At 67.2% G+C, this 13,276-nt stretch carries 10 protein-coding genes; 4 read left to right on the top strand and 6 right to left on the bottom strand.

Annotated elements, in window-relative coordinates:
* Both AC1DR7_RS18755 and AC1DR7_RS18750 read left to right on the top strand, forming a co-directional pair.
* Positions 1-502: DUF2058 domain-containing protein (locus AC1DR7_RS18755; RefSeq protein ID WP_478076614.1), on the top strand; the 502-nt coding region annotated here is incomplete at its 5' end.
* Positions 503-556: 54 nt separating this feature from the next.
* On the top strand, positions 557-2,632 hold the full coding sequence (locus AC1DR7_RS18750; RefSeq protein WP_478051653.1) for an acyltransferase family protein: 2,076 nt from the start codon (positions 557-559) through the stop codon (positions 2,630-2,632).
* A gap of 57 nt (positions 2,633-2,689) precedes the next feature.
* Here AC1DR7_RS18750 and AC1DR7_RS18745 read toward each other — a convergent pair whose 3' ends face one another.
* The 5 genes from AC1DR7_RS18745 to AC1DR7_RS18725 all read right to left on the bottom strand — a co-directional run bounded on the left by AC1DR7_RS18745 (position 2,690) and on the right by AC1DR7_RS18725 (position 10,284).
* Positions 2,690-4,024 carry an amidohydrolase family protein gene (locus tag AC1DR7_RS18745; RefSeq protein WP_457319381.1) on the bottom strand — a complete coding sequence of 445 codons (1,335 nt, stop codon included), beginning with the start codon at positions 4,022-4,024 and terminating at the stop codon, positions 2,690-2,692.
* A gap of 232 nt (positions 4,025-4,256) precedes the next feature.
* Complete coding sequence (locus AC1DR7_RS18740) at positions 4,257-5,441, bottom strand: MFS transporter (RefSeq protein ID WP_256774563.1); 1,185 nt, start codon at positions 5,439-5,441, stop codon at positions 4,257-4,259.
* 92 nt (positions 5,442-5,533) lie between these two features.
* The gene (metH, locus tag AC1DR7_RS18735; RefSeq protein WP_478051654.1) at positions 5,534-8,218 is read right to left on the bottom strand and encodes a methionine synthase; all 2,685 of its coding nucleotides are present in this window, start codon (positions 8,216-8,218) and stop codon (positions 5,534-5,536) included.
* A 26-nt stretch (positions 8,219-8,244) separates the two neighbouring features.
* A complete protein-coding gene (locus AC1DR7_RS18730) occupies positions 8,245-9,345 on the bottom strand; it encodes a homocysteine S-methyltransferase family protein (protein ID WP_256774562.1) in 1,101 nt (366 codons plus the stop codon).
* Between the two features lie 9 nt (positions 9,346-9,354).
* Positions 9,355-10,284, bottom strand: coding sequence for an ArsR/SmtB family transcription factor (locus AC1DR7_RS18725; protein ID WP_256774561.1), 930 nt, complete (start codon positions 10,282-10,284; stop codon positions 9,355-9,357).
* 147 nt (positions 10,285-10,431) lie between these two features.
* Here AC1DR7_RS18725 and AC1DR7_RS18720 point away from each other — a divergent pair, with 147 nt between their 5' ends.
* Positions 10,432-11,580 (top strand): acyl-CoA dehydrogenase family protein, encoded by a 1,149-nt coding sequence (locus tag AC1DR7_RS18720; protein ID WP_457319975.1) that lies wholly within the window; start codon positions 10,432-10,434, stop codon positions 11,578-11,580.
* Between the two features lie 52 nt (positions 11,581-11,632).
* Here AC1DR7_RS18720 and AC1DR7_RS18715 read toward each other — a convergent pair whose 3' ends face one another.
* Positions 11,633-12,535, bottom strand: a complete 903-nt coding sequence (locus tag AC1DR7_RS18715; RefSeq protein ID WP_457319977.1) for a hypothetical protein — start codon at positions 12,533-12,535, stop codon at positions 11,633-11,635.
* Between the two features lie 224 nt (positions 12,536-12,759).
* Here AC1DR7_RS18715 and AC1DR7_RS18710 point away from each other — a divergent pair, with 224 nt between their 5' ends.
* Positions 12,760-13,053, top strand: a complete 294-nt coding sequence (locus AC1DR7_RS18710) for a hypothetical protein (RefSeq protein WP_457319979.1) — start codon at positions 12,760-12,762, stop codon at positions 13,051-13,053.
* Positions 13,054-13,276 lie beyond the last annotated feature (223 nt).

Raw genomic sequence — 13,276 nt, 5'->3', positions numbered from 1 at the left:
CGGCAAGGGCCGTCCCGGCGGCGGCGCCCGTCCCGGCCAAGGCCAGAACCCCGGCCAGGGCAAGCCGCGCTCGCGCGAGGACATCGACCTGGCCAAGGCCTACGCGATCCGCGCGCAGAAGGAAAAGGACGACCGTATTGAAGCCGAGCGCGTGAAGCAGGAAGAGGCACGCCTGCGTCGCGAAGCCAAGGCGAAACTCGACGTGCTGCTGGAAGGCAAGGCGTTGAACGACGCCGCCGCCGAGATCGCGCGTCACTTCAATTACGGCGGCAAGATCAAGCGTATCTACGTCACCGCCGAGCAGCTCAAGGCGCTCAACGCCGGCGAGCTGGGCGTGCTGCAGCAGAACGGACGCTACCTGCTGGTGACCGCGGCCGTGCTCGACGAGGCCGAAGCGGTGTTCGCCCCGTCGGTGGCCCTGCGCGTGGACCCCAATGCCACCGCGGAAGAAGATCCGTACGCCGATCCGGCCTACCAGGTGCCCGACGACCTGGTCTGGTGATTCCACTCCGGTCGCGGTGATCACCACCGCGACCGATGCCCTGCAGGGACGCGCATGACGGCTGATCCAGTTCGCGGCTATGTGCCGCATATCGATGGCCTGCGTGCGATCGCAGTGCTGGCGGTGATCCTGTTCCACCTGGATCCGTCCTGGTTGCCCGGTGGGTTCACCGGCGTGGATGTGTTCTTCGTCATCTCCGGGTTCGTGGTCAGCGCGTCGGTACACCGGCTGCCGCCGCTGCCATTGCGGGATTCGCTGCTGCGTTTCTACGCCCGGCGGCTGCGTCGCATCGCTCCGGCGCTGGTGACCTGCCTGCTGCTGACCAGTCTGGCCAGCGTGCTGCTCATTCCCCAGTCCTGGCTCAGTGAAGCCAGCGACATGACCGGCCTGATGGCCTTCTTCGGCCTGAGCAACTGGGTGCTGGTGGGGGTCGGCAGCGATTACTTTGCACCACGTGCCGAGTTCAATCCGTTTACCCACACCTGGTCGTTGGGCGTGGAAGAGCAGTTCTACCTGCTGTTTCCGCTGCTGTTCCTGGCCTGGAGTCGCGGTGGGCGCAGCCGCTGGACCAGCGTGGGCCTGTTCGCGCTGGCCAGTGCGGCCTCCATCGGTCATGCGGTTTACGCAGGCAGCCATCCGGAACAGGCGGTGCGCGCTTTCTACGCCACGACCACGCGCTTCTGGCAGCTGGGTGCGGGCGTGCTGCTGTTCCAGCTGCTGCATCTTCGCGCCACCGGGGCGGATGCAGCGGTCCCATCGCGGCCCCTGCGCGTGGCGTGCTCGCTGTTGGCCGTCATCGCGCTGGCGATGCTGGGCTGGACCCTGTGGTCCGCGCGCGCCGGACACTCGCCCTGGCCGGACGGACTGTGGGCGGTGCTGGCGAGCGTGGGCCTGCTGCTGGCGCTGCACGTGCATCCGCGCGCGCTGGCGGGTCGCGTGCTGTCCAGCGCGCCGCTGCGGCGGATCGGACTGCTCTCGTACTCGCTGTATCTGTGGCACTGGCCGGTGTTCGTGCTGATGCGCTGGACGGTTGGCCTGGACACCACCGGCCAGCGCGTGTTCGCCATGCCGCTGGTGGCGTTGCTGTCCTGGGCCTCCCTGCGCTGGGTGGAGCGGCCGTTCCGCGGGCCGTTGGCCAAGCGGCTGTCCACCGGCCGATGGGTGGCCGTGGGCGTGGTGGCGCTGCTGCTTGCTGCGGGCCTGCAGGCGTTGATGTACCGGCAGGCGGCGCATCTTTCATTGAGCACGGTCAGTCGTCACCCGTTGGACTGGTATCCGGACGGCGACGCGGTGGCGGCCGACTACCCGAGTTGCGAGCTGCGGGTCGGCAAAGAGCGTTTCGAGGCCGGTCGTGCGCGCACGTTCTCGCGTGGCGAATGCGCTCGTCCGCTGCCCCCAGGCATGCCGCGCAACGTGTTCGTTGCCGGCGATTCGCATGCGATGGCCTACAACGAGCTGCTGCGCAGGCTGGCCCTGGAGACCGGCGCCACGGTGTGGCAGTACGGTCGTGGCGGCTGCCCGCAGCTGGGCCTGCAGGAATGGCGTTGGGTCGCGCAGGAGTGCGTGGGCTACGACGCGGCGGTGCGCGCCGACATCGCGCGGCGCGCGCAGCCCGGTGACGTGGTGTTGCTGGTGTCGCTGCGGGTGCCGCGTCTGTCCGACCAGTTCATCCTGTTCGACGCGCGCGAGCAGCGCGACAGCGAACACAGTGCGCAGGCCCGTGCCGGCCATGCCGCCGAGGCCGAGCGTGCGATTGCCGCCTGGCGACCGCTCGCCGAGACCGGCGTGCGCGTGGTGCTGGAGGCGCCCAAGCCGGTGTTGCCGGCGCCGCCGTACCGCTGCTCGGACCGGTTCAACGCGGCCAATGCGGTGTGCCGCAATGGCCTGCAGGTGCAGCGGGCGTGGATGGACGACTATCGCGCGCCGGCGCTGGTCGCGCTGCAGCAGGTGGCCGCGGGCCTACCCGGCGCAGTGATCTGGGATCCGTTGCCGATCCTCTGCGACACCGATGCCTGCCGCGCACAGCGCGACGGGCATCCCCTGTTCTTCGATGGCGATCATCTCAGTGGCTACGGCAACCGGTTGCTGCTGCCCTCGCTGCAGGCCACGCTGGCAACCCACCCGCGATAACGGAGTGAGGTAGGTGGGGATGATGTTCCCTGCGGCATGGCACCGGGAAGGCATCCATCATTCCGTGATCGGTCCGGCCACCTGCTGACCGGCCTGCCAGACCGCGCCGATGCGCTGGCTGTGGGTGATATCGGCCAGCGGATCGGCGTCCAGCACGAGCAGGTCGGCACGTTTGCCGGCCGCGATGCGACCACGGTCGCTCAGGCCGAGCAGGTCGGCAGCCTGGGCGGTGGCAGTCTGTAGCGCCTGGGTCGGGGTCAGCCCGGCCTGGACCAGCAGCTGCAGTTCGCGATGTTCGGCAAACCCGATCACCCGCTGTGGCATGGCCCCGGCATCGGTACCGAACCCGAGCTTGACCCCGACCGCATGCAGCCGCCGCAGGTTGTCCAGGTTGGTCGCCACGGCCTGGAGTGCGGCCGGTATGCCACTGCCGGCCAACTGCGCGCGTTGCCAGTCCGGCTGCGACCAGCGCGCCAGAACATCGGCCGGCAACGACGTGCGCAGGAATGGCTGCTGCAGTTGCTGCGGGTTTTCGGCATACCAGTAGTTGGCCTCGTCGATGGCTATGGTGGCGATATACCAGGTGCCCTGATCGCGCATTTTCCGCGCCAGCATCGGATCCACCGCGCGGTCGCGGATGCCATGGGCGAGGATGTCGACCTTGGCATCGACCAGATCGCGCGCCTGTGCCAGATCATGGATGTGCGCGGCGACCTTGAGACCGCGCGCGTGCGCCTCGGCAATGGCGGCGCGATACACCTCCGGCGTCATCATCGGCCGTTTGCCGCCCATGTCATCCACCCACAGTTTGATCAGGTCCACGCCATCGGCCTGCTGGGTGGCTACGGCCGCACGCGCCTCTTCGGCGTTGCGCGGACGCGCCACGGGATCATGGCTCAGGCCCATGCTGTCGGCCGGGGGCGCGCCGTCCGGTGCACCGATGCCACCGCCAGCGCCATACAGCTGTGCGCCCAGCCCGGGGTCGGCGTTGACCGCCTTGCGGATGGCGAAGAAGTCCGCCCCGTTCATGCCCAGCGCGGTCACCGTGGTGATGCCGTAGCGCTGGAACTGGCGCAGGTCGCGCACCACGTTGTCGCGGGTGTAGAAACGGTCGCCGTGCTCCAGTCCCTGGGTGTTGCCGACGTGCGCGTGGTCGCTGACCAGACCCGGCAGCAGGGTCTTGCCCGTGTAGTCGATACGGCGCGCACCGGTGGCGGCGGCTGGCAGCGGCGTGCCGACATGCACGATGCGGGGGCCATCGATCAGCACCGGGGTGATCCCAAGATCGCGCTGGCCGTCGAAGACGCGGGCGTTTTCGAGCAGGATCGGCTCGGCGGCGGCAGGCAGGGCAATGGCGGCAAGCAGCAATGCCCACAGGCGGGTCGGTCGCATCGGCGGCTCCAGTCAGGGGAGGTTTGAGCCTACCCCATCGAGGGGGCCGCATTGCCGGCCAGCGGCCGGCACTACCGGTTGGGAGGGTCGCGTTGCCGGCCAGCGGCCGGCACTACCGGTTGGGGGGGGCGTGTTGCCGGCCAGCGGCCGGCATTACCGGTTGGGAGGGTCGCGTTGCCGGCCAGCGGCCGGCACTACCGGGGCGGATTGGATTGCCGGCCCGCGGCCGGCATTACCGGGCGCGCAGCAATGGCAGGCTGATCGCGAAGAAGCACAGGAGCGCACCGGCGAACGCAAAGCCGCTGCCGGCCAGGAATGCGGTGCGGCCCTGGTCGATGTTCCACAACTGCCCGGCGATCAGCGCGCCGAGTACGCCGCCCACACCGGACGAAAAACCATACAGCAGGCCTTGGCCGTGCCCGTTGAGACGTCCCGGGAAATAGGTCGCCAGCATCTGCATCGCGGCGGCAAAGAAGGCGGCAAAGCCGAGCGCATGCGCGGTCTGTGCCACCAGCATCACCGGCAGGTTTTCCGGGAACAGGGCGGTGACGGCCCAGCGCACGGTGGAACTGAGCAGGGCGATCAGCAGCATCCAGCTGGCGTCATAGCGGCGGAAGAAGCGGCCGATGGTGAAGAACACGCCGACCTCGAACACGACCCCGACCGTCCACAACACGCCCAGCGTGGAGGTGGCATAGCCGTGATGGTCCATGTACACCGAGAAGAAGGTGTAATACGGGCCGAAGGAGAGCTGTTCCATGAACGCGGCGAGGAAGAACGCCAGCACCTGCGGCTTGCGCACGATCTGCCAGAAGCCGCTGGCATCGCCGTCGTTGCGCTGCAGGTTGCGCGCGTAGTGGTTGGCAAACCCGGAGGCGGTGAGCAGGCCGAACAACGGCAGCATCAGCCACGGCAGCAGGTGCGCGTTGCCGGCCCCGTCCTTGCCTTCGATGATCCAGCCAAACAGCATCACCACGGCGATGAAGCCCAGCGAGCCCCAGACCCGGATCAGGCCATAGCGGTGGCTGTCGCTGCCCAGGTGGGTGAGGGTGATCGATTCGAACTGCGGCATCACCGCGTTGTAGAAGAAGCAGAATGCGATCATCGCCGGGTACAGCCACGGCTGCGGCAGGGGCAGCAGGAACGCGCAGAAGGTCAGCAGGGTGAGCACGCAACCCAGGCGCAGCCAGAAGATCGGACGCGGCGAGGCGGCGGCGATGGAGGTCCAGGTGGTGGGCGCGACGATGCGCGTGGCGTACCACAGCCCCATCATCACGCTGATCGCGGTGACGCTCATGCCGCGCGAGGTGAGGAACAGGCTCCAGTAGGGCGTGAACGCGCCGAGTGCGGCGTAGTAGAACAGGTAGAAGGACGACAGGCGGACGGCCGGAACGGCGTCGCGGGTGGGGGCGGTCATGCGGGGTCTCGGTGGCGGCGCGCACCCACCAACGGTGGGCGCCTACCGCTGCATTATGACGGCAGCACCCGACCGTGGGTCGAGTGACGGACTCATTCCGGATCGTAATCCAGGTTCGAGGCCAGCCAGCGCTCGGCCTGCACGCGGTCCACGCCCTTGCGCTTGGCGTAGTCGCTGACCTGCTCGCGGGTAACCCGGCCGACCACGAAATACTGGCTCTGCGGATGGCTGAAGTAATAGCCCGATACCGCTGCGGTCGGCAGCATGGCAAAGCTCTCGGTCAGCTGCATGTCGGCGTTGCGCTCGGCGTCGAGCAGGCGGAACAGCGTGGCTTTTTCGCTGTGTTCCGGACAGGCCGGATAGCCCGGGGCAGGGCGGATGCCGGTGTACTTCTCGGCGATCAGCGACGCGTTGTCCAGCTGTTCGTCGGGCTGGTAGCCCCAGTAATCGGTCCGCACGTGCTGGTGCAGGCGTTCGGCCAGCGCCTCGGCAAGGCGATCGGCCAGGGCCTTGAGCAGGATGGCGTTGTAATCGTCGTTATCGGCTTCGAAGCGCGCCACGTGCGGATCGATGCCGATGCCGGCGGTGACCGCGAAGGCGCCGATCCAGTCCTGTTTGCCGCTGTCGGCCGGGGCGATGAAATCGGCCAGACAGAAGTCCGGCCGCTCGACCGGCTTGTCGACCTGCTGGCGCAGGAAGTGCAGCACGCTCGGGCCGGCATCGGTGCGCAGGTGCACGTCATCGCCGACGCTGTTGGCCGGCCACAGCCCGAACACGGCCTTGGCGGTCAACCACTTCTCCTCGACGATCCGCGCCAGCATCGCGCGGGCGTCCTTGTACAGGTCGCTGGCCTGGGCACCGACGATCTCATCGGTGAGGATCGCCGGATACTTGCCCGCCAGTTCCCAGGCCTGGAAGAACGGGGTCCAGTCGATCACCTCGACAAGGTCGTCCAGCGGATAGTCGTGCAGCACATGCAGGCCGGGCTTGCGCGGGGCGGGCGGGGTGTAATGGGCCCAGTCGCCGTCGAAACGCTGCGCGCGTGCCTTGGTCAGGGTCACCAGTCGCTTGGCGTCGCCACGGTTGCGATGGCGCTGGCGGATGTCGGCGTAGTCGGCCTCGTTGGCGGCCACGAATGCCTCGCGCAGCTCGCTGGAAATCAGCGACTGGGCCACGCCCACCGCACGGGAGGCGTCCTTCACCCATACCGTGGGCGCCTTGTAGTGCGGGTCGATCTTCAGCGCGGTGTGCGCGCGCGAGGTGGTCGCACCGCCGATCATCAGCGGCAAGGTAAAACCCTGGCGCTCCATCTCGCGGGCGACGTGGCTCATCTCCTCCAGCGACGGGGTGATCAGGCCGGACAGGCCGATGATGTCGGCGTTCTCGGCGCGCGCGGCGTCGAGGATCTTCTGCGCCGGCACCATTACGCCCAGGTCGATGACCTCGAAGTTGTTGCAGGCCAGAACCACGCCGACGATGTTCTTGCCGATGTCGTGCACATCACCCTTGACCGTGGCCATGATGATCTTGCCGTTGCTCTTGGCGGTGTCGCCGCTGCGGGCCTTCTCCGCTTCGATGTACGGCAGCAGATAGGCCACCGCCTTCTTCATCACGCGTGCGGACTTGACCACCTGCGGCAGGAACATCTTGCCGGCCCCGAACAGGTCGCCGACGATGTTCATGCCGTCCATCAGCGGCCCTTCGATGACGTCCAGGGGGCGGGTCGAGCGGGCGCGGGCCTCCTCGGTATCGGTCTCCACCCAGGCGTCCAGGCCGTGCACCAGCGCATGCGCCAGGCGCGCGTCGATCGGCTTCTCGCGCCAGGCCAGGTCTTCGCCCTTGACCTCGCCCTTCTTGCCTTTGTAACGCTCGGCGATTTCCAGCAGGCGCTCGGTGCCGTCGCGGCGGCGGTTGAGGATCACGTCTTCCACGCGTTCACGCAGTTCCGGATCGAGCTCGTCGTAGATCGGCATCGCGCCGGCGTTGACGATGCCCATGTCCATGCCGGCGGCGATGGCGTGGTAAAGGAAGACCGAATGGATCGCCTGGCGCACGCTTTCGTTGCCACGGAACGAGAACGACACGTTGGAGACGCCGCCGGAGATATGGCAGTGCGGCAGCGTGCGCTTGATGATGCGCGTGGCTTCGATGAAGTCCACCGCGTAGTTGTCGTGTTCCTCGATGCCGGTGGCGACGGCGAAGATGTTCGGGTCGAAGATGATGTCCTGCGGCGGGAAGCCGACCTGGTCGACCAGGATGCGGTAGGCGCGGGTGCAGATCTCCACCTTGCGCGCGCAGGTGTCGGCCTGGCCATCCTCGTCGAAGGCCATCACCACCGCGGCCGCGCCATAGCGCAGCACCTTGCGGGCGTGCTCGATGAACTGCGCCTCGCCTTCCTTGAGCGAGATTGAATTGACCACGCTCTTGCCCTGCAGGCACTTCAGTCCGGCCTCGATCACGCTCCACTTGGAGGAGTCGACCATCACCGGGATGCGCGCGATGTCCGGCTCGGACATGATCAGGTTGAGGTAGCGCGTCATCGCCTTTTCCGAGTCGATCAGGCCCTCGTCCATGTTCACGTCGAGGATCTGCGCCCCATTGGCGACCTGCTGGCGGGCCACGTCCACCGCCTCTTCGTAGCGCTCTTCCTTGACCAGCTTGCGGAACTGCGCGCTGCCGGTGACGTTGGTGCGCTCGCCGATGTTGACGAACAGCAGGTCCGGGGTGATCACCAGCGGCTCAAGGCCGGACAGGCGGGTGTAGCGGGGCGGCGTCACCGACGGACTGTTATCGGCGGGTACGCTCACGCGGCATCCTCCAGCGCCGGGCCGGGCAGGGCACGTGGCGGCAGGTCGGCCACGGCCTCGGCGATCGCGCGGATGTGCGCCGGGGTGGTGCCGCAACAGCCGCCAACGAGGTTGAGCAGGCCAGCGCTGGCGAACTCGCGCAGGGTGCCGGCCATTTCCTCGGGGGTTTCGTCGTACTCGCCAAACGCGTTGGGCAGGCCGGCGTTGGGATGCGCGCTGACCAGGCAGTCGGCCACGATCGACAGGGTTTCCACGTGCGGGCGCATGTCGTTGGCGCCCAGCGCGCAGTTCAGGCCCACCGACAGCGGCCGGCTGTGTGCGACCGAGGCATAGAACGCCTCGGCGGTCTGGCCCGACAGGGTGCGCCCGGAGGCGTCGGTGATGGTGCCGGAGATCATGATCGGCAGGCGTGCGCCACGGTCGTCGAAGGCTTCTTCGATGGCGAACAGCGCGGCCTTGGCGTTGAGGGTGTCGAAGATGGTTTCCACCATCAGGGTATCCGCGCCGCCGTCGATCAGGCCATCGATCGCTTCGCGGTAGGTCTGGCGCAGTGCGTCGAAGCTGGTGTTGCGGAACCCCGGGTCGTTGACGTCCGGGCTGATCGACGCGGTGCGGCTGGTGGGCCCGAGCACACCGATCACGAAGCGCGGCTTGCCCGGCGTGGTGGCCGCCACGGCATCGCAGCAGGCGCGCGCGACGGCGGCGCCGGCCTTGTTGAGTTCATAGACCAGGTGTTCCAGGTGGTAATCGGCCTGGCTGACCGAGGTGGCGTTGAAGGTGTTGGTCTCCACCAGGTCCGCGCCGGCCTCCAGGTAGGCGGTGTGGATCTGCGCGATCACCTCCGGCTTGCTCAGCAGCAGCAGGTCGTTGTTGCCTTTCAGGTCGTGGCCTTCCGGCGTGCCGTGGTCGCAGCCGGGGCCATGCGCGTGCGCGCTGTCGTAGCCTTCGGCGAAGCGTTCACCGCGATAGTCCGCTTCCTGCAGCCCATGGCGCTGGATCATCGTGCCCATCGCGCCATCGATGATCAGGATGCGCCGGGCGAGCGCGTCCTGCAGGGCGTGCACGCGGTCGGGATGGAGCCAGGGCAGCGACGACATGGGTGGACCTCAGGGCTTGCTGGCGATCAGCGAAATGACTTCGAAATGCGGCGGGCGTTTTTCGCGGGTCACCGTTTCCAGGCTGGACACGACCAACCCGGCTTTCTCGGCGAACTTGCGCAGTTCCTTGTCCGAGAAGCCCAGGTTGACGTGACCGTAGGCATCCACTGCCGCCTTGTGTTCGTGGCGGGCCAGGCTGCACAGCAGCAGGCGACCGCCCGAGCGCAGCACACGCGCGCCTTCGGCCACGGCCTGGGCCGGCTTGGCGGCGTAGGTCAGGGCGTGCATCAGCACCACCAGGTCGAAGCTGCGGTCCTTGAACGGCAGCGCATGCATGTCGCCTTCGCGCACTTCCACGTTGGCCAGCCGGCGCAGGCGCTCGCTCGCGGCGGCGACCACGCGCGCGCTGGTATCGATGCAGACATAGCGCTTGGCGTGCGGGGCCACCAGTTCGGCCAGCACGCCGTCGCCGGAGGCGATATCCAGCACATCCCCGGTTTCCAGCAGCGGCAGCGCGGTGCGTGCCAGCGCTTCCCAGGTGCGGCCGGGGGAGTAGTGGCGCTCCATGTCGCCGGCCACGCTGTCGGCCCAGTTCTGGTCGGCGGCGCGGCTGGCCAGTACGGCGGCGACGCGTTCAGCATCCTGGCGCAGCAGCGGATCGTCGCTGCCGGTGCTCAGTGCATGCCACAATGCACGCTGCGCCGGGTCCAGCGCGGCGTCGTCGAAGCGGTAATACGCCGACACGCCGGCACGCCGGTCGCGCACCAGGCCGGCTTCCTTGAGCCGGGCCAGGTGGGTGGACACGCGTGGCTGCGCCAGCGTGGTGATGGCCGACAGCTCGGCCACGGTCAATTCTTCCTGCTCCAGCAGCGTGAGCAGGCGTACGCGGGTGGCGTCGGCGAACACTTTCAGCCGGACCGACCAGTCCTCGAGATCCATTGAATATCTACCTATCGCGATATAGAGATATTTTCGCCCCGGGCCGGTGCCGGGTCAAGTCAGCTGGCATTGACCGGCCCCCGGTACAATCGCCGCACCTGGACGCGCGCTGCGCGGCCAAAATCACCATGTTCCCGGGAGGGTGTTGTGGATTTCAGTTTTACCGAAGAGCAGTTGATGCTGCAGGACGTTGCGCGCCGCATCGCCCAGGAAAAGATCGCGCCCAGCGCCGAGCACCATGACCGGACCGGCGAGTTTCCGCTGGAGAACATCCGCCTGCTGGGAGAGAACGGGCTGATGGGCATTGAAGTGCCGGCCGAATACGGCGGCGCGGGCATGGACCCGATCGCCTACGTGCTGGCGATGGTGGAGGTCGCCGCCGGCGACGCGGCGCATTCGACCATCATGTCGGTCAACAACTCGCTGTTCTGCAACGGCATCCTCACCCACGGCAGCGAAGCGCAGAAGCAGACCTACGTGCGCGCCATCGCCGAGGGCGAGGCCATCGGTGCGTTCGCGCTGACCGAGCCGCAGTCCGGTTCGGACGCCACGGCGATGCGTTGCCGCGCGGTCAAGCAGGCCGACGGCAGCTTCGTGATCAACGGCAAGAAGAGCTGGATCACCTCCGGCCCGGTCGCCAAGTACATCGTGCTGTTTGCCATGACCGACCCGGACCAGGGCGCGAGCGGCATCAGCGCGTTCATGATCGACACCGACAAGGCCGGCTTCCACCGCGGCAAGACCGAGCCGAAGCTGGGCATCCGGGCCTCGGCCACCTGCGAAATCGAGTTCCAGGATTACGTGGCCAGCGCCGACGACGTGCTGGGCAAGGAGGGCGAGGGCTTCAAGATCGCCATGGGCGTCCTCGACGCCGGTCGCATCGGCATCGCCTCGCAGGCCATCGGCATCGCCCGCGCCGCCTATGAAGCCACGATCGAGTACGTGAAGGACCGCAAGGCCTTCGGGGCGGCCATCGGCACGTTCCAGATGACCCAGGCCAAGATCGCCGACATGAAGTGCAAGCTGGACGCGGCCTTGTTGCTGACCCTGCGCGCGGCATGGGTGAAGGGCCAGGGCAAGCGTTTCAGCAACGAAGCGGCCATCGCCAAGCTGACCGCCTCCGAAGCGGCGATGTGGATCACCCACCAGGCCGTGCAGATCCACGGCGGCATGGGGTACTCCAAGGAAATGCCGCTGGAGCGTTACTTCCGTGATGCCAAGATCACCGAGATCTATGAGGGCACCTCGGAGATCCAGCGGCTGGTGATTGCGCGCAACGAGACCGGGCTGCGCTGAGCAGGCCATGGGCGGCGCCGCAATGGCGCCGCCCGATTACCGTGGGCGCACGCTACCAGCTTGAGCAGGCGATCGTTTCGCCGTTCCACGTGCAGCGCAGCCGCAACGTCTCGATCCCGGAATCGTCCAACTGCATGCCGTACAGTTTGGCGGCCTGCATCCACTCACGCATCGTGAGGGGATCGGGGAAGTAATGGTCCCCGGCAAAAATATCGCCGGCCTCCGGCCCGGTAGCGGATGCGTCAGGAATCGGATTGCCCTGGGCGTCCCGGCTCTTTCCTTTCACGTAACGTGCTTGATCCACTGAGTTCGGCTCAATCACGAGGTGGGTCTGCGATCCGTCGCGCCATGTGATCTTGTAGGTCACAGAATCGACGCCAAAGAGGCGGCTGACGAAGCTCAAGCCAACCGATGACAACGTGGTGGAGATCGAATTCCATGCGGTGCTGCCTGTCGTGGCGCCAGAGAACGCGGCGCCGATGCGGCTCTCAAGCCTTGCGCGGCCCGTGGCGGACTGGACGACATCGTAGGCGCTGTAGTCCTTGAACTCCTCCGGAAAGACAATGCCATTGGCCGCGCCCGGGTCGTCAGGGTGGACCGGGATCACCGCCCCGTTGCCTGCTGCCTGCGGCGCGCCCAACGAACTGGCAGATGCATCCTGATTGGCAAGCCCCATGATGCGCTGGAAGGCGCTGGATACCGGCGACGGAACTGCCGTAGTGATGGCCCTGTAGCGCTTTAGCTCACGGTCGTACTCGACCTCGAAGCCATGGAGCTTTACTTGGGCCAGATCGACCACGAGCGTGGTTCCGGTGCCTGAGCTTGCGGCAATCTGGCGTGGATTGACGCAATTGTCGCAGACGACAAGTCCACCGGCGTGCGCGTCGCCTGACAGGAGCAGTCCGGCTTCCAGCAGCAGCGACAGTGACGTGGTAGCGAAAACACGGTGCTTCATGGTGTTTCTCCCCCGTTGAGCGCGACGGGCCGGTCATCCGGCGTGGATCGCGTGAGGGTCTTTTGTATCCCTACGGGTCACCGAAGACCGTGGCGCCGTCTACAGATGGATAACGATGTGTCGATCACGACATGGTGAGGCGTGGACGTCAGGGGTAGGTGCCGACCGTTGGTCGGCACGCCGATTGAGGCAGAATGTGCACTCGTTTTTTTGCCGGACATCCCATGCTGATTTACCGAGGCGCAGGTTTCCTGACCCTGCTCACCCCCATCGCCACGTTGCTGCTGCTGATGTGGCTGTGGCCCGACCCTGCCGTTGCCAAGGGCAATACCTCACTGACGCAGCTGCTGGTCGGATTCGGGATTGGTGCGGCGATCAATGTGCTGCTGGGTCTGGTGCTCAATCGCGGCCCACGTGCGCCGGGTGAGCGTGCCCCCCATCATTTCTTCTTCGTGCCGATGCAGTGGCCGTCGCTGGTGATCGTGGTCGTCTGCGCGGCGGTGGCGCTGCTGCGCTGACGCACGGTAGTGCCGGCCGCTGGCCGGCAACCAGACGGTGCATGCAGGACAGGGTAGTGCCGGCCGCTGGCCGGCAACCAGGCGGTGCATGCAGGACAGGGTAGTGCCGGCCGCTGGCCGGCAACCAGGCGGTGCATGCAGGACAGGGTAGTGCCGGCCGCTGGCCGGCAACCAGGCGGTCCGTGCAGGACAGGGTAGTGCCGGCCGCTGGCCGGCAACCAGG

It is taken from the genome of Stenotrophomonas sp. P5_A9 (assembly GCF_056400525.1).
This window is presented reverse-complemented; position numbering and strand designations above follow the sequence as displayed.